Here is a 20,119-nt window from a genome sequence, read left to right as displayed (position 1 = left end):
CTATTCCTCCACGGGCGCGTGGTGATGGGGCTCGGGGTCCTTCAGAAACTTGGCGTGATATTCCTCTTCTTCCAGGTGGCGGCGCAACAGGTCGCTCACCGTGTCGAAGAGCATGGCCAGCTCTTCCTGGCTCAGCCGGGGCAGGATGGCGGCCATGCACTCGTCGTCGGAAAACTTCTGCAAGTAGACCAGCACGGTGGCCTCGTCGGTGGGCCGGTCCAGGCCGAAGCCCACCAGGCCGGTGTATTCTTCCACGAAATCATGGCGGTGTATGGCCATCGTTTTCTCCCCTCGGTTCAGTTGCGGCTCCGGCCCCGCCGGGCCAGCCAGGCGGTGAGCCCCAGGGCCAGAAAAAGGCGCGGGGCCAGAATCCAAAAAGCGCTCCCCCCCAGTATCACGAACAGGGCGGTGTCTTCCACCACCGCGTGGCAGGTAACCAGAAACACGGCCAGGGCCAAACGTTCGCTGTCGGCCAGGCCCTCGTCGCGGCTCACCGAAACCAGGATGCCCGCCCCGTAGAGCAGACCCAAAAACACCCCGGCCAACAGGGGCACCAGGCCGCCGGGCCCCAGGCCGATGGCCGCCAGAGCGGGGCGCAGCCTGGTCCAGGGGCGCTCGAACACCCCGTAGGCCTTGGCCATCTCGTAGCCCACGATCAGCGGCAGCACCACCAGGGCCAGCTCGGCGCACAGCACCAGGCCCTTGCCGGCCGCCCCGGGCAACATGGCGATAAGCTGGTTCAGCATAGCGCCAAGGCCAGGAGCCAGCCCGCGCCCAGGCCCAGCACGACGCGCAACAGGGTCAGGGCGTGGTAGCGGGGGGTCAGCTGGCGCACCACCACCGCCTCGATGATCAGGCTGTGGGCGATGCCCAGGATGAGCCCCAGCACGCTGACCTGCTGCCAGCTAAGGGCCAGGGGCGCGGCCACGGCGGTGGCGGCGTAGAGGTTCACCAGCATGCCCGCCACCAAGACCGCCGCCGCCTCCGGGGGCAGGCCCCACAGGTTCATCACCGGTGCCAAAAAGCCGCTGATCTTGGCCAGGGCCCCGCTGGCCACCAAAAGATCGCTGGCCAGGTACAGGGGCAAAATGTTGATGAGCAGGAACCACAAGAACTTGCGGCCCCGCTCCCAACTGCGGCCCAGGGCCAGGCGCCAGGGAGGGCCGGGCGGGGCCGAGGCGGCGTGCTCGGCGGACATGGGCCAAGTCTAGGCGCAGGCGCCGATTCGGTCAACCCAACCATTGACAAGCAAGGCCCATGGTTGGCACAATACATCTGGTCTAAGGTTAGACCTACCCTGGTAAATCTGATCGTTGCCCGCCCGCATCATCGTAGGGGAAACCCGAGGGACGCACTGTTGCAGACCAACCGGCGCAAGAAAGCCTATGAAGAGGTGGCCGAGGCCATCCGGGGGCAAATCTTTGCTGGATTGTTGGAAGAGGATCAACAGCTTCCGCCGGAGCGCGAGCTGGCCGAGCAATACGGGGTGAGCCGGGTGGTGGTTCGCGAGGCCATCCGCACCCTGGAAATGGCCGGGATCCTCAGGGTGCAAAAAGGCGCCGGCGGCGGCACCTTCGTGTGCCACGACCTGGACAAGCCCCTGGTGGCCTCCATCCAAAATCTCCTGGCGGGCGGCGACATAACTCTCAACGATCTGTTCGAGATGCGGCTTTTGTTGGAGCCTCCGGCGGCGGCCCTGGCCGCCCAGCGGAACAATTCCGCCGGGTTGGCCCGTCTGGCCGAGGTGCTGGAAAAGGCCCACGAGAAAACCGACGATTCCCAGACGCTTCGAGTACACAACCTGGAATTCCACCGTCGTCTGGTGGCCTTGGCCGGCAATCCCCTGCTCAGCCTGTTGTGCGACACGGTAATGAGCATCCTGGTGGAGAGCCTGCGGGGCAAGCTGAATCGGCAAGTCAGCCTGGTAGTGCATGATTATCACCAAAAGATCATGGACGCCATCCGGGCTGGACAGGCCGAGGAGGCCCACCGGCTGACCACCGCCGACCTGCAGACCCTGCTCGAGCTTTACCGCAGCATGGGGGTGGAGGTAGGCCGGGGACAGGCCAAGCGCAAGGCCTGCTGATGGAAGTTTTTGTTTCCCAAACCAGGACGGGAGGAAAGAAGCATGAGAATCACCAAAGTGATGCTGATGGGGCTATTGGCCGCGTGTGTGGCCTTGGCCCTCGCCTTGGCCGGCTGCGCCACCATGAAGGAGGAGGCGGCCAAGCCGGCCCCGGCAAGATATCTCTCCTGCGCGGTTGGGGGCAAGGTGGTCACCTCCGTGGCCCCGGAGGCCCAGCTTGTCGGCCTGGAGTGTTCCTATAAAACCTACGACGGCGCCAAATCCCTGGCGGTCAAGGTCACCCTCAAAAACGTCTCCAGCGATGACCAGCGCTTCCGGGTGAACATCTTCCTGGACAACGGCAAGGCCGTGGGTGGCCTAATCCCCCGCAAAACCAAAAAAGGTCTGGTCAAGCCCGGCGCCACCGCCGGCTTCACCTATTTCTTCAAAGGTCAGGACATGCCCCCCACGGGCATGGAGCTGATCGTCAAGGCCATGGCCAAGTAACCAGGGCGCAAGGAGGATCGACCCATGAAAAAATTTAGCGTAATTATGGCCATTGCGATGGCCCTTCTGCTGGGCGCCGGCATCGCCATGAGCACCACCTTTATCGGCATCGGCACCGGCGGCACCGGGGGCATCTACTATCCCTACGGCGGCGGCGTGGCCGAAATCTGGTCCAAGTACGTCAAGGGCGTGAAGGCGGTGGCCGAGGTCACCGGGGCCAGCGTGGAAAACGTCAAGCTGGCCGACAAGGGCGAGACGGTCATCGGCGAGGTCATGGGCGACGTGGCCAAGGCCGGCTTCCAGGGCACCAGCAAGTTCCGGGGCAAGAAGCACCGCATCCTGGGCATGGCCATCATGTACCCCAACCTGCTGCAGGTGGTGGTGCTCAAGAAAAGCCCCATCACCGACATCACCCAGATCAAGGGCAAGAGCGTGTCCACCGGCAGCCCGGGCAGCGGCACCAACTTCATGTCCGAGGCGGTGCTCAAGGCCCTGGGCATTCCCCTGGACTCCTACAGCGACAAGCGCCTGAGCTTCACCGAGACCGCCAACGCCCTGCGCGACGGCACCATCGAGGTGGGCTTCTGGTCGGTGGGCCCGGGCACCAGCTCCATCATGGACCTGGCCACCACCCACGACATCCGCATCCTGCCCATCACCGCGAAGCAGCAGGCCAAGGTATTGGCCGCCAATAAGACCTACGCGGCGGTGGATTTGAGCACCGGCGTGTATCGCGGCGTGGACAAGCCGGTGCCCACCATCGGCGTGTGGAACGTGATGATCGTGCAGAAGTCCCTGGACACCGAGTTGGTCTACAACCTGGTCAACGCCCTGTGGAATCACCGGGACTACCTGATGAAGATCCACCCCTCGGCGGCCTACACCACCCCGGAGAACGCGGTCAAGTACAGCCCCATCCCGCTGCATCCGGGCACCGTCAAGGCCCTCAAGGAGCGCGGTATCACGGTACCCAACATCCTGATGCCCTAAATGCGTGAACCCAAACGGCTGCTCCGGCCGGCCCTGTGGGGGCTGGCCGGGGCGGTCCTTGGCCTTTTGGTCCTGGCCCTGGCCCCCGGCGGGCTGGAGCTCAGGATCACCCCGCGTGGCGGGGAGCCTCTGTTGGTGTTGCCGCTCCGGCCCGGGGAGCGCTTCACCGTGCACTACTATCACTCCGTGGAAAACGCCCCCATCTGGGAAGTGCACAGCGTTGACGCGGCCGGGCGCATCTATATCGAGGAAGAGCGCTACCTGAAGTTCGGCGCGGGAATGGGCAAAATGCCCGGGGTGGGCCGCATGATCATGCGCGGCCCCTACGAGGTCATCACCGACATGCATCAGCCCACCGGGGACTTCGTCCTCAGGGTGGGCAGCCCCGGAGTGGACCACACCGTCTTGTGGCGAGGCACGGCCGTCAATCTGTCGGCCCTGGCCCCGCACCAGGCGGTGCAATTCAGCGCCAGGCCGGTAAGCCTGCTCCACCGCCTCTGGCGGTGGGCCTGGCCCCACCGGGCGACTCCCACCAGGACACAGGAGCCCTAGATGCCTTCAAGCACCCAAGTAAACAGCGTGGCGGACAAGCATGGCCCCAACCAGGCCCTGGTGCACACCATGGCCAAGGTGGTCATGGTGCTGGCGGTGGCCCTGAGCCTTTACCAGCTCTACACCGCCGGGATCACGGCCCTCACCGCCCTGGTGCAGCGCTCGGTGCACCTGGGGGCCATCCTCAGCCTGACCTACCTGTTGCAGCCGCCCTTCGACGGGGCCCGCAAGGACCGCTTCAGCATCTGGCTGCTGCTGGACTGGCTCCTGGTCCTGGCCTCGTGCTACTGCGTCTATTACATCTGCGCCAACCTGGACGAAATCTTCGCCCGCCAGGGCGACTGGCTGGACATGGACCTCTACGTGTCCATCGCGGGCACCATTTTGGTCTTGGAGGCCTGCCGCCGGGTGATCGGCGGGGTCATGGCCGGCATCTGCTTCGCGGCCCTGGTGTATGCCTACACCACCGGCGACATCATCATGGCCGTGCTGGCCTGCCTGGTGGTGGCTCGGCTGTGCAACAAGCCCAAGTCCTGGCTCACCTTGCTGGTGATCGCGGCCACGGCGGCCTACTGGCTCTACGCCCACTACTACGAGCCCTACCTGCTGGACATGTTCCTGCACAAGCCCTACAGCATCGAGCGCATCAGCACCACCCTGTGGCTGACCACCGAAGGCGTCTTCGGCCTGCCCCTGGGGGTGGCGGCCACCTTCGTGTTCGTCTTCGTGCTCTTCGGCGCCTTTTTGGAGGTCACCGGCGGGGGCAACTTCTTCATCGACCTGGCCTACGCCCTAACCGGCCGCTTCAGCGGCGGCCCGGCCAAGACCGCGGTCTTGGCCTCGGGCTTCATGGGCTCGGTGTCGGGCTCGGCGGTGGGCAACGTGGTGGCCACCGGCTCCTTCACCATCCCCATGATGAAGCGGGTGGGCTACCGCCCCCACGTGGCCGGGGCCATCGAGGCGGCCGCCTCCACCGGCGGCCAGCTCATGCCCCCCATCATGGGGGCCGGGGCCTTCCTCATGGCCGAGTTCACCAACACCAGCTACCTGACCATCATCAAGGTGGCCCTGGTGCCGGCCATCATGTACTACCTCACGGTGCTCTTGTTCGTGCACTTCGAGGCCAAAAAAGAAGGCATCGTGGGCCAGCCCAAGGAGAAACTGCCCAAGGCCTGGAAGGTGGTCAAGGGCGGCCTGCACTTCATCATCCCGGTGGGCATCCTCGTCTACGTGCTCATGGCCAACTACTCGCCCATGATGGCCGGATTCGTGGCGGTGATGAGCACCCTGGCCGCCAGCATCCTGGCCAACCTGGTGCGCTGGAGCGTGAGCAAGGGAATGGTGCCGGCCATCAGCGACCAGCGCCTGAGCGCGGGAGAGCTGGCCAAGGCCGAGGGCAAGATGGTCCTCACCGGCCTGGAGCGCGGGGCCAAGAACGCCATCATGGTGTCGGTGGCCTGCGCGGCGGCGGGCATCATCGTGGGCACCGTGACCCTAACCGGCATGGGGCTCAAGTTCTCCAGCCTGGTGCTGGATCTGTCCTTCGGCATCGAGGCCCTGGCCATCCTGCTCATCGGCGCGGCCTCGCTGGTGTTGGGCATGGGCCTACCGGTGACCGCCAGCTACATCGTGCTGGCCACCCTGGCCGGACCGGCCCTGTTGGACCTGGGGGTGCCGCTGCTGGTCACCCACATGATCGTGTTCTGGTATTCCCAGGACGCCAACGTGACCCCGCCGGTATCCCTGGCCTCCTTTGCCGGGGCCGGGGTGGCCGGGGCCAACCCCATGCAGACCGCCTTTACCTCATGGAAGCTGGCCAAGGGGCTCTACATCATTCCCATCGTCATGGCCTACCGGCCCCTGTTGGGTATGGGCAAGGATTATGAGCTGATGCACTGGGAGGTGATCCTGGCCTGGATCACCACCCTGCTGGGCCTGGTGGCCTTTGCCGCCGCCCTGGACCGCTATATGTTCCGCAAGGCCACCGTGCTGGAAACCATCATGCTGGTCTTCGCGGCGGCCCTGCTGTTCTGGCCGGATATCATGCTGCCCGGCGGGGCCGTCATCCCCGCCTGGCTGGTGGATTCGGTGGGCCTGGTCTTGCTGGCCCTGGTGGTGGCCATGCAGAAATTCATCAGCCCGGCCGCCGGGGGGCCCCAGGTCCAGACGGCGGGCAACTGACCGGGGCGGCAAGAATGCAGATCAATCCGCATTTTGTGGCCCCCTGCGGGCTCTATTGCGGGGTGTGCGCCATCTACATGGCCCACCGCGACGACAACCAGAAATTCAAACAGGCCTTGGTGGGCCTTTACCAGGGCGGCAAGCCCGGCAAGGGGACCCTGCCCGGCGGGGACCAGTTGACCGCGGCCGACATCAAGTGCAAGGGCTGTATGTCCGAGGAGCCTTTTGTCTTTTGCCGCTCCTGCGCCATCAAGGACTGCACCAAGTCCAAGGGCTACGAGGGCTGCCACCAGTGCGACGACTTTCCCTGCGGGCACATCGAGCGCTTCCCCATGGCCGTGGGCAAGAAGGTGATCCTGCGGGCCATCCCTTATTGGCGCGAGGTGGGCACCCAAAAGTGGATCGAGGACGAGGAGGCTCGCTACACTTGCCCCACCTGCGGCAACAAGCTTTTCCGCGGGGCGGGGCGGTGTAATCAGTGCAAGAGTCCCGTCGATCTGGATTAGCCGGGCGGCTGCGCCAGGCGCCCGTGGGCGGTGTTGCCGGCATCGCTCAAGGCTCGCTGTAGGCTCGGCTACAGCTGCGCCTTTCGCTCGCCGGGCGCCTTGCCCACGAACCCCTGGCTGTGCCGCTAAGACATAATCTGGCCATGGCGTAGGTTGGGTAGAGCGAAGCGAAGCCCGACAATCCCCTAAACCAAAAAAGCCCCCGCCCGGTTCGGGCGGGGGCTCGGCTTTTGTATTGCCTCGGTGGCGCGGGAGCTAGATGTCCTTGGTCAGCTCGGGCACCACGTCGAACAGATCGCCCACCACGCAGTAGTCGGCCTTGGTGTGGATGGGGGCGTCGGGGTCCTTGTTGATGGCCACGATGACCTTGGAGCTGCCCATGCCCGCCAGGTGCTGGATGGCCCCGGAGATGCCGCAGGCGATGTACAGGTTGGGGGTGACCACCTTGCCGGTCTGGCCCACCTGGTCGGTGTGCGAGCGCCAGCCCGCGTCCACCGCGCTGCGCGAGGCGCCCACGGCGGCGTTGAGCTTGCCGGCCAGCTCCTCGAGGATCTTGAAGTTGTCGGCGTCCTTCATGCCGCGGCCGCCGCTGACGATGACCGTGGCCTCGGTGAGGTCGATCTTGCCTTCCTCGGCGGCCTGGACCTCGGCCACCACGGCCTTGACCTCGCCCGCGTCGGCGGCCACGCTCTCCACCGCCGCCTGGGCGCCCGTCTCGGAGATGTCGAAGACGTTGGGGCGCAGGGAAGCGATCTGGGGCGTGCCGTTGATGAACACGTCGGCGTAGACCTTGCCGGCGTACATGGGCCGGGTGGCCTTGAGCTTGCCGCCGTCCACGGCCAGGGCGGTGCAATCCACCGCGATGCCCGTGTCCAAACGGGCCGCCAGGCGGCCGCCCAGGTCCTTGCCCTGCATGGAGGCGCCCATGAGCACCACGTCCGGGGCGCCGTCTTTGATCAGGGCCGCGCAGGCGTTGGTGTAGGCCTCGGTGGTGTAGGCCGCGAAGGCCTCGCCGTCACCATAGAGAACCTTGGCCACGCCGAATTTGCCCAGGTCGGCGCAAGCGCCTTCCATGCCCGAGCCCAGCACCACCGCGGTTACCTCGGTGCCCAGCTCGTCGGCCACTTTTTTGGCCGCGCTGGCCACTTCATAGGTTATTTTTCTGAATTCGCCGTCACGCTGCTCGGCGATTATCCAAACACCAGCCATGATATATGCACTCCCTTCGTGCGAAAGGTGATGTCCCTTTCAGGGTCCTTAGATGACCTTGGCCTCTTCTTTGAGCAGCTTGGCCAGATTGGCCGCCAACTCCGCCGGGGTCTCGCCCTCCACGGTCTTGCCGGGAGCGCGGTCGGGGGGCGGATTCAGGACCGCGATCTCGATGGCATCGGCCCGCTCCACGCCCAAGTCCGCCGGGGCCTTGGTCTCCAAGGGTTTTTTCTTGGCCTTCATGATGCCCGGTAGGGAGGCATAACGGGGCTCGTTGAGGCCCTTCTGGGCGCTGATCACCACCGGCAGGGGGGCTTCCAGCACCAGGGTCTGGCCTTCCACGGGGCGGGTGCCCTTGACCTTGCCGTCGGCCAACTCCACCTTGGTCACCACCGAAAGCTGGGGCAGGCCCAACAACTCGGCCACCGCCGAGCTCACCACGCCGCTGTCGTCGTCCACGGCCCGCTGGCCGAAGAAGATGATGTCGGCGCCCAGGGGCTCGATGGCCTTGGCCAGCATTTTGGCCACGGCGATGGGGTCGGCTCCGTAGAGGTCGTCATCCTTGATGTGGATGGCCTTGTCGGCGCCCATGGCCAGGGCGGTACGCAGAGCCTCGACCACCCGGGCGGGGCCCGCGCCGATCACGGTCACTTCGCCGCCTTGATCCTTGACGATGCGCAGCGCTTCTTCCACGCCGAACTCATCGTAGGGATTCATCACCCATTTGATATCGCCGGTGTCTATGGACTTGCCGTCGCCGGCGATCTTGATCACCGCCTCGGTGTCCGGCACCTGCTTGATGCATACCACGATGTTCACTGTTCCACCCCTCCTTTCCTAGCTTGCGCTGGAGTAACAAAAAACTGGGGATCTAAAACTAGCTTTCGCTGTTGTGTTGCAACATTCCTTTAAGGAAGAAATCGCTAATCTGTTTGGCTGCCATGGTTATGGAATATTTTTTGACCGATGACAACACCCAATACCGGCTCATTTCGTCCAGGGCCCCGAAAAAGGCCCGCTTGGCCACCCCGGGCAGGATGTCCTGGCGGAACACCCCCTGGGCCTGGCCCTCCTTGATGATCTCGCTGATTATGTTCAAATATTGGTGGAATTGCTCGTTGGTGTATTCCTTCATGAACTTGGAGGATTGACGGATCTCCACCTGGATGATCTCGGCCAATTCATGATGCTGTTCCATGAGGCTCAAATGGGCCAGAGCGAAATGCTCCAGCTTTTTGGGCGGATCGGTTATGCCGGACAATGCGTGGCGCATGTTTTCCAGCACCTTGGCCATCTCTTCCTCGAACAGGCAGATGAGGATGTCGTCCTTGTTCTGGAAGTAGAGGTAGATAGTGCCGTCGGCCACGTTGGCGGCGCGGGCGATCTCGCTGACCTTGGAATTGAAAAAGCCGTTTTTGGCGAAAACCTTGACCGCCGCTTCGATGATGCGGCGGTGCTTGTCGCTGTTTTTTTTGTACTCGGGTTTCAAAGTGCTACGCCCCGCGCGGCGGCCCCCAAACCGCGCCGAAGAAGTTTATTCCAATGAATGATGATTCATTCAAAGACTTTGGTAGCACGGCCCCCCAAGCCTGTCAACGATTTTTTAGGGAACCCCCGGTGTCTTCGGCTTAAGGTTAGACCAAATATACCCCAACAATGAATATGGCTCAATTAATAAATTGAGGTTTGGTTCAATCCAAAAAACCGCGCCAGAGGGGGCCAAAGCGCGGCTCAGCGGCGGCGCTGGAAGGCGTCCACCGCCTTTTGGTGCTGGGCGTAGGTGGTGCTGAACTGGTGCTTGCCGTCGCCCTTGGCCACGAAATAAAGGTAGGGCGCCGGGGCCGGGTTCAGGGCGGCCTCCAGGGCCGCGCGGCCCGGCGAGCAGATGGGCCCCGGCGGCAGGCCGGTGCGGGTATAGGTGTTGTAGGGGGTGTCGCCCGTCAGGTGGGCCCGGGTCAGGTTGCCGTCGAACTGTTTGCCCAGCCCGTAGATCACCGTGGGGTCGGCCTGCAGGCGCATTCCTTTTTTGAGCCGGTTGCGGTACACCGCGCTGATCAGGGGCATCTCCCGGTCGTCGCCCGCCTCCTTTTGGATTATGGAGGCCAAGGTGGTGACCTGCCCCCGGCTCCAGCCCTGGGCCCGGGCCTGGGGGGCCAGCGGTTTCCAGGCCTGCTGGTAGCGCGCCGCCATGGCGCTCAGGGCCGCCCGGGCCCCCAGGTGGCGGGGGAAATTGTAGGTGTCCGGGAACAGATAGCCTTCCAGGGAGGGCACCTCCAGCCCCAGCTCCTTGATAAAGGCCTGGTTTTGGGCCAGGCCCAGCACCGTCTCGGCCTCGGCCACGCCTCCCTCGTCCAAGCGATTGGCGATCTGGGTCAGGGTGTAGCCCTCGGGAATGAGCACCTGGTGCAGCTTGATGCGCCCGGTGCGCAGGAAATGCAGGATGCGCCGCGCCTCCATGGCCGGAGACAGCTCGTACTCCCCGGCCTTGATGGGCCCCTGCTCGTCGGTGAGGCGCGCGGCCAGCTGGAACAGGCGGGGGTTGGTGATGATGCCCGCCTGGGCCAGGGCCTGGGCCGCCTGGGCCAGGCTGGAGCCCCGAGCGATCTCCACCAGCTGGGTCGGCCCGCACTGGCTGGCCCGGCGGTGCAACAGCCAGGCCTTGCCCCCCCAATAGATCCCCGCCGCCGCCACCAGGGCCACCACCACGGCCAGGCCCAGGCCGATTAGGCTCTTGTGCCCCGGTTTCACGCGCGGGCCTCCAGCCAGCGGCGCAGGATCTCCGCCGCCGCCGCCCGGTCCACCACCTGGCGGCGCTTGGCCCGGCTTAGCCCAGCCTCGATCATGGCTTCCTCCGAGCGCACCGTGGACAGGGCCTCGTCCGTGAACTCCACCGGCAGGCCCAGGCGGCGCTGAAGGCGCTTGGCCAGGCTGACGATGCCCTGGCCCACCGGGCTCAGGCTGCCGTCCAGCTTGGTGGGCAGGCCCACCACCAAGAGGTTGGCCCCCTCGGCCGCGGCGATATCGCCCAGGGTGGCCACGTCCTTGTCGCGGTTGACCCGCTCATAGACCAAAAGCGGCCGGGCGGTGCGCCGCTCGGGGTCGCTCACCGCCAGGCCGATGCGCTTGAGCCCCACGTCCAGGGCCAGCACCACTCCGGGGGTTTCATGAGACATGCGCCCAATTATGCCCGGCGCGGCGCGAGTTAACAAGGCGGGAGGGAGGCGAGGGGCGATACCACACTAAAACCGTCAAATACTCTTTCCGTGTGGTACGCCCCGCCTCCTACCCCTCCGCTTGACGCTTTCCGTTGTCCGCCCATATAGTTGAGTGAGCGTTCCACCCCTCAGCATTGAAAGGCCCGCCATGAAGCAGATCGTCCTGGGCACCGCCGGTCACATCGATCACGGCAAGACCACCCTGATCAAGGCCCTCACCGGAATAGAGACCGACCGTCTCAAGGAGGAAAAGGCCCGGGGCATCACCATCGAGCTGGGCTTCGCTTATCTGGATTTACCCGGCGGCCAGCGCCTGGGCATCGTGGACGTGCCGGGCCACGAGAAGTTCGTCAAGAACATGGTGGCCGGCGCGGCGGGCATCGACCTGGTAGCCCTGGTCATCGCCGCCGACGAGGGGGTGATGCCTCAGACCCGGGAGCACCTGGACATCTGCAAGCTGTTGGGAGTGGGGCACGGCCTGGTGGTGCTCACCAAGATCGACATGGTGGACGAGGAGTGGCTGGAGCTGGTCACCGAGGACGTGGCCGAGTACGTGGAAGGCACCTTCCTGGAGGGCGCGCCCATCATTCCGGTGAGCGGGGTGAGCGGCCAGGGCATCGAGGAACTCAAGGCCGCCCTGGCCGAGCTGGTGGAGTCTTTGGAGGAGCAGCCCGCCGAAGGCACCTTCCGCCTGCCGGTGGACCGGGTGTTCACCATGAAGGGCTTCGGCACGGTAATCACCGGAACGGCCACCTCCGGCCAGATCACGGTGGGCCAGGAGGTGAGCATCTATCCCCGGCGAGTGACCACCAAGGTGCGCGGGCTGCAGGTGCACAACGACGAGGTGCGCGAGGCCCGGCGGGGGCAGCGCACGGCCATCAACCTGCAAGGCATCGAAAAGGCCGGGGTGGAGCGCGGCGACGTGCTGGCCACCCCCGGTTCCCTGGAGCCTTCCCTGTGGCTGGACCTGGAGGTCAACGCCCTGCCCGACATGGCCCGGTCGCTCAAGCACCGCGCCCCCATCCGCCTGCACACCGGATCGGCCGAGGTTTTGGGCCGGGTGCTGTGGCTGGACCGCGACGAGCTGGCCCCCGGCGAGAGAGCCCTGGGCCAGGTGCGCCTGGAGTCCCCGGTGGCGGTGATGGCCGGGGACCGCTACGTGCTGCGCTCCTACTCGCCGGTGCACACCGTGGCCGGCGGGGTGGTGCTGCATCCCCATCCCGGCCGCCACAAACGGGGCCGCCCCGAGATCATGGCCGACCTCGAGACCCTGCGCGGCGGCGAGCCCCGCGACAAGGTGGCGGTGCACGCCCGCCTGGCCGGGCCGGGGGGCATAACCCTGGCCGAGCTGCCCCGCCTGGTGCCGCTGGGCCCCAAGGCCCTGGAGGCCCTGGTGGGCGACATGCTCTCCAAGCAGGAGCTGGTGCGCTTCGACAAGGAGGGCGGCCGCATGATCGCCGCCTCGGTGCAGCAGGAGCTCATGGAGAAGGCCCTGGAGCTGGTGGCCGCCTATCACTCGGCCAACCCGCTCAAGGCGGGGATGCCCCGGGAGGAGCTGCGCCGCCGCCTTCTGAGCAGCGAGGACCCCAAGCTTTTCGCCCACCTCATGCGCAAGCTGGAGGGCGGCGAGGCGGTGGTGGCCGAAAAAGACCTGTTGCGCCTGCCCGGCCACCAGGTGCAGCTGGCCGGGGCGGACCAAGCCCTGCGCGAGAAGATCGAAAAGGCTTATGCCGAGGGCGGCCTGGCCCCGCCCAACTGGGCCGACGTGATCCAGGGGGCCAACCCGGCCCAGGCCAAGCAGGTGGCCGGGGTGCTGGTGAACGAGGGGGTGCTGGTCAAGGTGAAGCAGGACTTCTACTACCACGGCCCGGCCCTGGCCGAGATCAAGGAGCGCTTGGTGGAGTTCCTGAAGGCCAACCAGAAGATCGAGGCCTCCCAGTTCAAGGAGATGACCGGCCTGAGCCGCAAGTACATCATCCCCCTGCTGGAGTACTTTGACTCCACCATGCTGACCATGCGGGTGGGCGACCACCGCGTGCTCCGGGGGGGATAGGGCGCGAGGCCCATGACCTTGGCGACGCGCATATCGCCTCCGACACGAGCGGCGCTGAGCCATGGTACCTAAGAGCCTTCCCCGGGGCGCTTCCATGGTGGGGCTGGCGGCCCTGGGCGTGGCGGTCATGGCCGCCATCGTCAAATGGGCCTCGGCCGCCTTTTCCATCGAATTCCTCTTGAGCGTACGCATGACCGCGGGCATGGCCATGTTCCTGGCGGCGCGGCGCTTGTATTTTCCCGAGCTGTCCCTGGCCACCGCCAAGCCACGTTTGCAGGTGATCAACGGCACCGTCTACGTGGCGGCCATGTATTGCCTGTACTCCAGCCTGAGCAGCACCCCCCTGCCCAAGGCCCTGCTTCTGTTCAACCTCGCGCCGATCCTGGCCACGGCGTGGAATCACTTTTTCCGTAAGATCCGCCAACCCTGGCCGGCCTGGCTGGGGACCGCCCTGGGCCTGGCCGGCGTGGTCCTAGTCATGGTGCCCGCCTCCGAGCGCATCGGGGGGGTCTCCTGGCTGGCCCTGGCCTCGGGAGTGCTGATGAGCGTGGTTTTGGTCACCAGCAACATGCTGGGGCCAACCGAGCCCAAGGAGCGCATTTCCTTTTACGTGGTGCTGTGCGGGGTGGTGATAAGCCTCGGGGCCATGAGCGTGGTGGGGGTACATTACCCGGCCTGGCAGCACAGCCTGTTTCCCCCGCGCGACTGGGCCAGCCCCTTTTTCGAGGACACCGGCCTGCTGGCGGCCCTGCTTTCCCTGGGGCTGCTCACCATCCTGGTGCCCGCCCTGACCAGCGGGGCCTATCACTACGCCAGCATGGGCGAGTTGGGCCCCTTCCGCTACTCCGGGGTGCTGTTCGCCGCGCTCATAGACTGGCTGGTATGGAGTCAGTTTCCCGCCTGGAACGACGTGCTGGCCTTCGCCCTCATCACCGCCGGAGGGGCCTTGGCCGTATGGGGCCGGCGGGCTTACACGGAAGGGTTTGAGACATGATGCCGACCCCAGACGAACTCACCGGGCGGGTGCTGGCCCGCCTGGCCCCAAAGCCCGCCCCGGCCCTGAGCCCCGAGCCCCCCGCCGAGCCCCTGGCCGCCGCCCTGGCCGCCATCCTGGCCCAGGCGCGGGCCGCGGCGGCGGCCCTGAGCGCCGAGCTGGGCCCCGGCGCCCTGGACGACCGCAACCACTACGACTACCTGGCGGCCAACCTGGCCAAGATCGCCGGGTTCCAGAGCTTCTCCCTGGCCGAGTACGCCTATCATCTGCCGGACGGCCGCAATCCGGGCGTGCGCCTGTGGCTGGAGGAGCGGCGCTGGCAGCGCCGGGTGGAGGTGCTGCTGTTCCCCGAGGTGGGGCGCTGGCAGGTGGACGCGGCGGGCCGCAAGGTCAACCGCCTCTTGCTGACCCTGTGGCCACAAGGCGATGCCCCCCGCCCCGAGCCCGGCCCTGGCCTGGAAGGCCATTATCCCGCTGGAGAAACTTGGTCCGTTGCCCTGGTCCGGGCCCTGTGCCTGCCCGTCCTTCCGTTGCTCTAAGATAATTTAACCAACCAAATTAGCATGTTATCTTGAGGCGCCCTGGGTTTTTCCCGCGCGGCTCCGGTTGTCCTTGCAAAAAGCCACAAAAGGACTACAAATATTAGGAGATAGTTCAACCACAGCAGTGAAAAGCAGCCTGAACGTGAAAACCGCATCGCCACATCCGGCCTCCAGCCCCTTCCCCTCCCAGCCAACGCCGTGCTCTGCGCCCTTTGCCGGACGCCGCTCACGCCGCGCCCTCGCGGCGCTTGGGCCGGCGTGCGCCGGGAGAGGGGTCACCGGCGGGATGCGCGCGCACCTTGTCAATCACGCCTAGACGATTGGATAGGACGATCATGGAAAAAGATATCGTAGTGGTGGGAGGAGGCCCCGGCGGGATTATTTCCGCCATGACCGCCAAGAGCGTTTATCCCGAAAAGTCGGTTTGCGTTATCCGCCAGATCGGCGACGGGGTGATCCCCTGCGCCATTCCCTACATGATTAACACCATCGCCGAACCCAAGGGCAACGCCATGCCCATGGGCGGCCTGGAAGCCGCGGGCATCGAGTCGGTGGTGGCCGGGGCGGTGTCGTTGGACCCGGAGGCCAAGACCCTGAGCCTGGACAACGGCGATTCGGTCACCTACGACCGCCTGGTGCTGGCCACGGGCAGCAACCCGGCCAAGCCGCCCATACCCGGCGCGGACCTGGAGGGGGTGTTCACCATCACCAAGAGCCTGGCCCCCCTGAGCGGGATGGTGGAAGACGCCCGGGCGGCCAAGAACGTGGTCATCGTGGGCGGCGGCTTCATCGGCGCGGAGTTCGCCGACGAGCTGTCCGGCCAAAGCGGGGTGAACATCCACCTGGTGGAGTTGATGCCCAAGGTGTTGCAGGCGGCCTTTGACGATGAATACTGCGACGAGATTCAAAAGAAGCTGGAAGATCAGGGCATAAAGATGCACCTGGGCCAGATGGTCAAGGCCTTCCAGGGCGAGGGCAAGGTCAGCTCCGTGGCCCTGTCCAACGGCGAGGAACTGCCCGCCGACCTGGTGATCATCGGCATAGGCGGGCGGCCCAACAGCAAGCTGGCCGGCGACGCGGGCCTGCTGTTGGCCAGCGACGGCTCCATCTGGGTGGACAGCTACATGCGCACCTCGTCCCCGGACATCTTCGCGGTGGGCGACTGCGCCCTCAAGCGCGACTTCTTCACCCGCAAGGCCGTGCCGGTGTGGCTGGCCTCCACCGCCACGGCCGAGGCGCGCAACGCGGGCACCAACATCTACGGCATCCGGGTGCTCAACCAGATCCAGGGCAGCATCGCCGCCTTTTCCACCAAGTTCGGCGACACCTGCTACGCCAGCGCCGGGCTGACCGAGCGGGTCTGCCAACGCGAGGGCATCCGCTACGTGAGCGGCACCGCCGCCGCCCCGGACCGCCACCCCGGCAACCTGCCCGGCGCCTCGCCCATGAGCGTGAAGCTGCTTTTCGCCGACCGGGCCGGGGCCCTGTTGGGTGGCCAGGTGTTTGGCGGCGAGTCGGCTGGCGAGCTGGTCAACGTCATCGCCATGGGCATCCAAAAGGGGGCCACGGTGCGCGACATGGACATGATGCAGATCGCCACCCACCCCAAGCTGTCGTCCTCACCAACGGTGCACCCCTTGATCAACGCGGCCCACCAGGCCCTGGCCAAGCTGCGCGCCAAGTAGAATCTCCCCCCAAGCACACGGCCGCGATCCGCCAGGCGGGTCGCGGCCTTTTTGCGTCCGCTTTGCCAAGTACCACATTTCGATATATTTTTTGATTTTTAGCCCGTCGAGATGGCATCATTAATAAATACAGATACTTTGGTGGCCGACCGGGCGGGCGGCAAGAACTTCATCAAGGCCCAGCCCTCTTTCTGGGGCGACGTGCAGCAGGCCATGGAATCCTGGGCCGAGGATGCGGCCTACAAACTATGCAAGCTGCAAAAGCGCGGCGACTGCGTCCCGGTGCCCCAGCAGTAGGTCGCGCCCGAGCCCGTACCGGAGCCCGGCAAGTGATCAGGGACAAGCAACCTTTTAGGAAACGGAGGCCAAGATGATTTGCAGCCTGTCCAACCTGAAGGAACAGGACATCGCCAAGATCAAACAGCTGGAGAGCGACCTGGGCCAGACCTTGCTGGCTTTCTCCTGCCACGCCATCCAACCGGCCAAGCTGAATGAAGCCAAGCTGGGCAAGGTCCAGAGCCTGGAGAAGAGCCTCGGCATCTCCCTGGTGGCGGTGCAGGCCTAAAACGAACTGGTTCCTCTCGCTCGACGTGCTCTTGCAAGGGCCGAAAATCAAACGGACCGGCCCTACGGGGCGGTCCGTATTTACTCAAGCGCGGTGGCCAGGGACCTACCAGGCGGCTGCTTGCCGCCTGAGTATCGCCGTTAACCGCTTATGTCGAGATGGCTGGAAGTATTGTGTCCGCTGCGCCGACTAATAAATAAGCCCGATGCCCCACTTGCGTAGCGGATTGCCCTCGCGGTTTTACTCCACGGCCATGGGCACGCTGAGGTGGTAGGAGACGATCCTCCAGCCATGGTCGGTGCGCAGGAACACGAAGCTGCCCCGCAGGGTGACGTCGAACTCCCCCGCCTGGGTCTGCATCTTGGCCGTGCTCTCCATGGCCGCCCAGGCCACCTCGCCCTTGCCCGCGCCCTTGAACCAGTCCATGGTCACTTGGCGGCTGATGCTCTGGGCCAGGTCGCGCTCCACCTGGGCCCGGTTTTCGTCCCAGCCCAGGTTGCGCTCGCCCAGCCCGGTGCCCAGGCCGATGATGCGGGGGTCGTCCAGGAAAAAGCCCATGATCTCGTCCAGGTCGCCCCGGCCGTAGGCCTCCAAAAAGCTGTCCAGGGTGATGCGAACCTCGGCGATGGCGTGCGGGCTAAGGTCCATGATCCTCTCCCTTGCTTATAGCCGCAGGCTGCCGCATAGCTCGGCGGCGCTCATCTTCTGCTCGGTGCAATAGGCGGCCAGCTCGGCGGCGATGCGCCCGGCGGCGGCGGGGTCGGTGAAGGATGCCGTGCCCACCTGCACCGCCTTGGCCCCGGCGATGAGGTATTCCGCCGCGTCCGTGCCGCTCATGATGCCCCCCAGGCCCACCACGTCCACCTGCGGGTGCTGAATCTTGAGGGCGCCCGCCACCTGCCACACCATGCGCAGGCCCACCGGCTTGATGGCCGGGCCGCTGAGGCCGCCCACCACGTTGGCCAGGCGGGGCCGACGGGTCTGGGGGTCGATGGCCATGGCCAGCAGGGTGTTGATCAGGCTCACCGCCTGGGCTCCGGCCTGGGCGGCGGCCAGGGCCATGGGCATCGGGTCGGTGACGTTGGGGGTCAGCTTGACCCATACCGGCTTGCCCGCCGCGGCCCGCACCGCCGCCTGGGTTACCTCGCCCACCGCGCCGGGGTGGCAGCCGAAGGCCATGCCGCCTTCCTTCACGTTGGGGCAGCTCACGTTGAGCTCCAGGGCGTCCACCCCCGGCTCGGCCCCCAGGCGGGCGGCCAGCTCGGCGAACTCCTCCACGCTCTCGCCGTAGAGGTTGACCACCACCGCCCCCGGCTGCCCGGCCAGCCAGGGCAGCTTGTGGGCCAAAAATTCCTCCAGGCCCACGTTGGCCAGGCCGATGGCGTTGAGCATGCCGCAGGCGGTCTCCACGATGCGCGGCGGCGGGTTGCCCTCGCGGGGCCTTAGGCTTACCCCCTTGGTGACCAGGCCGCCGATGGCCGTGGGCTCCAGGTAGGGGCTGTATTCCCGGCCATAGCCGAAGGTGCCGCTGGCGGCCAAAACCGGGTTGGCCAGGGCCACTCCGCCCACGCTGACGGCCATGTCCACGCCGGCGCTCACGCGCTCTGCTCCGCCGCCAGGGCCCAGGCCCGCCAGGCATCGAGGTGATCGGCCCCCACGTCGGCGATCCAGGTGGCCATCATCTCCTCCAGGGGCACCCCCAGCCGCCAGCCCCGCTGCTGGAGATAGCGGATGTGGGGCCGCCCGCTCAGGTCGGTGGCGGGCAGGAGCAGGTCCTCACCGGGCACGAACTCCACCAGCCGCCAGCCCCGCTCGGCGCTCAGCGCCCGGTCGAAGCTGGGGGTGGCCTTGTGCCAGGCCCCGCCCACGTACCATTCCACGAAGCAGTGGTACTGCAACACCTTGCCCCCGGTGATCTCGTAGAGCCCCTCGGGCAAGAGGTTGTTCTCGATGTCCGCGAAGCCCAGGCGGGCGGGGATGCCCACCGCCCGGGCCAGGGCGCACAAGAGCGCCGCCTTTTGCACGCAATAGCCCCGGCCCCGGGCCAGGGTGTTCAGGGCCAGGTAGTGCTCCAGGGAATCGAAGGGCACCCGCACGCTGTAGCGCACCGTGTCGCGCACGAACTCGAACAGACGCCGGGCCGCCTCCACGTCGCCCACGCTGCCCCGGGCCACCCGCTTGGCCAGCTCGAACACCTCGCTCGCCTCGCACTGCACGCCGGGGGCGGGAACCAGGAAATCCTCCAAGGGCCGCTCGTCGCTCATACTCTCCCCCAGTCCACCAAAGAGGCCTCCATTACAGGGCCTTCCTGACAGGCCCGGAGATAACCGCCGCTGGCGGCGGGGATGGCGCAGCCCAGGCAGGCCCCCACCCCGCAGGCCATGGGCGCCTCCAGCGACGCCTGGCAGGCTACCTCGAACTCGGCGCACAGCTTGGCCACCGCCTTGAGCATGGGCAAGGGGCCACAGGCCAGCACCGCGCCGGGCCGGGGACCGGCTTGCAGGCGCGCGCGCAGGGGCTCGGTGACCAGGCCGTGGTGGCCCACGCTGCCGTCTTCGCTGGCCCCGCTCCAGCCCCAGCCATCAAGGTAGAAGGCCCCCTCGCCGCTCACCGCGTCCCAGGCCACCAGGGCCTCCCTGGAGGCCAGGCCGTAAAAGGCCTCGAAGGCCGCGCCCCGCTCCTCCAGGCGCTCGGCCGCGAAGGCCAGGGGGGCCAATCCCATGCCCCCGGCCACCAACACCGGCCGCTCCAGGCTCAACTCGAAGCCCCGCCCCAGGGGGCCCCAGACCAGCCGCTCCTCGCCCCGGCGGGCCTGAGCCAGAAGCTTGGTGCCCTTGCCCTTGACCTGGTAGAGGATCAACACTTGGCCGCCCTCCACCCCATGGATGGAAAAGGGCCGGGCCAACAGGGGCTCGGGGCCGGGGCCCACCCGGAGCATCACGAACTGGCCGGGCCGGGCGGCCGCGGCGATGGCCGGAGCCTCCAGGGTGAGCCGGTAGATCTCCGGCCCCACCGGCTGGTTGTCCGTCACCTTGGCGTATTGGTTGTGGCTCAT

General features: G+C 66.2%; 24 protein-coding genes. 12 read left to right on the top strand and 12 right to left on the bottom strand.

The window, feature by feature from the left end; genetic code table 11:
- From AACH32_RS18865 to AACH32_RS18855, 3 genes are read right to left on the bottom strand one after another with little or no spacing between them, the layout of a single operon-like run.
- Complete coding sequence (locus tag AACH32_RS18865; protein ID WP_338603028.1) at positions 1-279, bottom strand: cytoplasmic protein; 279 nt, start codon at positions 277-279, stop codon at positions 1-3.
- 17 nt (positions 280-296) lie between these two features.
- The gene (locus AACH32_RS18860) at positions 297-746 is read right to left on the bottom strand and encodes a hypothetical protein (RefSeq protein WP_338603025.1); all 450 of its coding nucleotides are present in this window, start codon (positions 744-746) and stop codon (positions 297-299) included.
- The gene (locus AACH32_RS18855; RefSeq protein WP_338603023.1) at positions 740-1,198 is read right to left on the bottom strand and encodes a nucleoside recognition domain-containing protein; all 459 of its coding nucleotides are present in this window, start codon (positions 1,196-1,198) and stop codon (positions 740-742) included. Before AACH32_RS18855 ends, AACH32_RS18860 begins: the two co-directional genes overlap by 7 nt.
- 159 nt (positions 1,199-1,357) lie before the next feature.
- Here AACH32_RS18855 and AACH32_RS18850 point away from each other — a divergent pair, with 159 nt between their 5' ends.
- Genes AACH32_RS18850 through AACH32_RS18825 form a run of 6 tightly spaced genes read left to right on the top strand, consistent with a single transcriptional unit; the run spans position 1,358 to position 6,801 of the window.
- A complete protein-coding gene (locus AACH32_RS18850; protein ID WP_338603021.1) occupies positions 1,358-2,086 on the top strand; it encodes a FadR/GntR family transcriptional regulator in 729 nt (242 codons plus the stop codon).
- A gap of 42 nt (positions 2,087-2,128) precedes the next feature.
- Positions 2,129-2,572 (top strand): hypothetical protein, encoded by a 444-nt coding sequence (locus AACH32_RS18845; RefSeq protein ID WP_338603019.1) that lies wholly within the window; start codon positions 2,129-2,131, stop codon positions 2,570-2,572.
- Positions 2,573-2,596: 24 nt separating this feature from the next.
- Entirely contained in the window at positions 2,597-3,562 is a 966-nt protein-coding gene (locus AACH32_RS18840) for a TAXI family TRAP transporter solute-binding subunit (RefSeq protein ID WP_338603017.1), read from the top strand.
- Positions 3,563-4,114: a DUF1850 domain-containing protein gene (locus tag AACH32_RS18835; protein WP_338603015.1), complete on the top strand. Its 552-nt coding sequence runs from the start codon at positions 3,563-3,565 to the stop codon at positions 4,112-4,114. It begins immediately after the preceding gene.
- Positions 4,115-6,295 carry a TRAP transporter permease gene (locus tag AACH32_RS18830; protein ID WP_338603013.1) on the top strand — a complete coding sequence of 727 codons (2,181 nt, stop codon included), beginning with the start codon at positions 4,115-4,117 and terminating at the stop codon, positions 6,293-6,295.
- Between the two features lie 14 nt (positions 6,296-6,309).
- The gene (locus AACH32_RS18825; RefSeq protein ID WP_338603011.1) at positions 6,310-6,801 is read left to right on the top strand and encodes a DUF3795 domain-containing protein; all 492 of its coding nucleotides are present in this window, start codon (positions 6,310-6,312) and stop codon (positions 6,799-6,801) included.
- 255 nt (positions 6,802-7,056) lie between these two features.
- Here AACH32_RS18825 and AACH32_RS18820 read toward each other — a convergent pair whose 3' ends face one another.
- The 5 genes from AACH32_RS18820 to ruvX form a co-directional block, all read right to left on the bottom strand.
- Entirely contained in the window at positions 7,057-8,010 is a 954-nt protein-coding gene (locus AACH32_RS18820; RefSeq protein ID WP_338603009.1) for an electron transfer flavoprotein subunit alpha/FixB family protein, read from the bottom strand.
- 48 nt (positions 8,011-8,058) lie between these two features.
- Positions 8,059-8,829, bottom strand: coding sequence for an electron transfer flavoprotein subunit beta/FixA family protein (locus AACH32_RS18815; protein ID WP_338603007.1), 771 nt, complete (start codon positions 8,827-8,829; stop codon positions 8,059-8,061).
- A 58-nt stretch (positions 8,830-8,887) separates the two neighbouring features.
- Positions 8,888-9,499 carry a TetR/AcrR family transcriptional regulator gene (locus tag AACH32_RS18810; protein ID WP_338603005.1) on the bottom strand — a complete coding sequence of 204 codons (612 nt, stop codon included), beginning with the start codon at positions 9,497-9,499 and terminating at the stop codon, positions 8,888-8,890.
- Between the two features lie 242 nt (positions 9,500-9,741).
- Entirely contained in the window at positions 9,742-10,758 is a 1,017-nt protein-coding gene (gene mltG / locus AACH32_RS18805; protein ID WP_338603002.1) for an endolytic transglycosylase MltG, read from the bottom strand.
- Positions 10,755-11,183, bottom strand: coding sequence for a Holliday junction resolvase RuvX (ruvX, locus tag AACH32_RS18800; protein WP_338602999.1), 429 nt, complete (start codon positions 11,181-11,183; stop codon positions 10,755-10,757). Before ruvX ends, mltG begins: the two co-directional genes overlap by 4 nt.
- 190 nt (positions 11,184-11,373) lie before the next feature.
- Here ruvX and selB point away from each other — a divergent pair, with 190 nt between their 5' ends.
- The 6 genes from selB to AACH32_RS18770 all read left to right on the top strand — a co-directional run bounded on the left by selB (position 11,374) and on the right by AACH32_RS18770 (position 17,064).
- On the top strand, positions 11,374-13,278 hold the full coding sequence (gene selB / locus AACH32_RS18795) for a selenocysteine-specific translation elongation factor (protein WP_338602997.1): 1,905 nt from the start codon (positions 11,374-11,376) through the stop codon (positions 13,276-13,278).
- A gap of 61 nt (positions 13,279-13,339) precedes the next feature.
- Positions 13,340-14,272 (top strand): DMT family transporter, encoded by a 933-nt coding sequence (locus AACH32_RS18790; protein WP_338602995.1) that lies wholly within the window; start codon positions 13,340-13,342, stop codon positions 14,270-14,272.
- Complete coding sequence (locus tag AACH32_RS18785) at positions 14,269-14,811, top strand: hypothetical protein (protein ID WP_338602993.1); 543 nt, start codon at positions 14,269-14,271, stop codon at positions 14,809-14,811. Before AACH32_RS18790 ends, AACH32_RS18785 begins: the two co-directional genes overlap by 4 nt.
- Positions 14,812-15,149: 338 nt before the next feature.
- Positions 15,150-16,499: an FAD-dependent oxidoreductase gene (locus tag AACH32_RS18780; RefSeq protein ID WP_338602991.1), complete on the top strand. Its 1,350-nt coding sequence runs from the start codon at positions 15,150-15,152 to the stop codon at positions 16,497-16,499.
- A gap of 141 nt (positions 16,500-16,640) precedes the next feature.
- On the top strand, positions 16,641-16,796 hold the full coding sequence (locus AACH32_RS18775; protein WP_338602989.1) for a hypothetical protein: 156 nt from the start codon (positions 16,641-16,643) through the stop codon (positions 16,794-16,796).
- 73 nt (positions 16,797-16,869) lie between these two features.
- Positions 16,870-17,064 carry a hypothetical protein gene (locus AACH32_RS18770; RefSeq protein ID WP_338602987.1) on the top strand — a complete coding sequence of 65 codons (195 nt, stop codon included), beginning with the start codon at positions 16,870-16,872 and terminating at the stop codon, positions 17,062-17,064.
- Positions 17,065-17,304: 240 nt separating this feature from the next.
- Here AACH32_RS18770 and AACH32_RS18765 read toward each other — a convergent pair whose 3' ends face one another.
- The 4 genes from AACH32_RS18765 to AACH32_RS18750 are packed head-to-tail and all read right to left on the bottom strand — an operon-like array spanning position 17,305 to position 20,119.
- The gene (locus tag AACH32_RS18765; protein ID WP_338602984.1) at positions 17,305-17,712 is read right to left on the bottom strand and encodes an AtzH-like domain-containing protein; all 408 of its coding nucleotides are present in this window, start codon (positions 17,710-17,712) and stop codon (positions 17,305-17,307) included.
- A 15-nt stretch (positions 17,713-17,727) separates the two neighbouring features.
- Positions 17,728-18,645: a dihydroorotate dehydrogenase gene (locus AACH32_RS18760; RefSeq protein ID WP_350341598.1), complete on the bottom strand. Its 918-nt coding sequence runs from the start codon at positions 18,643-18,645 to the stop codon at positions 17,728-17,730.
- 14 nt (positions 18,646-18,659) lie between these two features.
- Complete coding sequence (locus AACH32_RS18755; RefSeq protein ID WP_338602978.1) at positions 18,660-19,328, bottom strand: transglutaminase-like domain-containing protein; 669 nt, start codon at positions 19,326-19,328, stop codon at positions 18,660-18,662.
- Positions 19,325-20,119, bottom strand: coding sequence for a dihydroorotate dehydrogenase electron transfer subunit (locus AACH32_RS18750; RefSeq protein WP_338602976.1), 795 nt, complete (start codon positions 20,117-20,119; stop codon positions 19,325-19,327). The genes AACH32_RS18755 and AACH32_RS18750 overlap by 4 nt, the downstream gene beginning before the upstream one ends.

Source organism: Desulfoferula mesophila, from assembly GCF_037076455.1.
Taxonomy (GTDB): Bacteria; Desulfobacterota; Desulfarculia; order Desulfarculales; family Desulfarculaceae; genus Desulfoferula; species Desulfoferula mesophila.
This window is presented reverse-complemented; position numbering and strand designations above follow the sequence as displayed.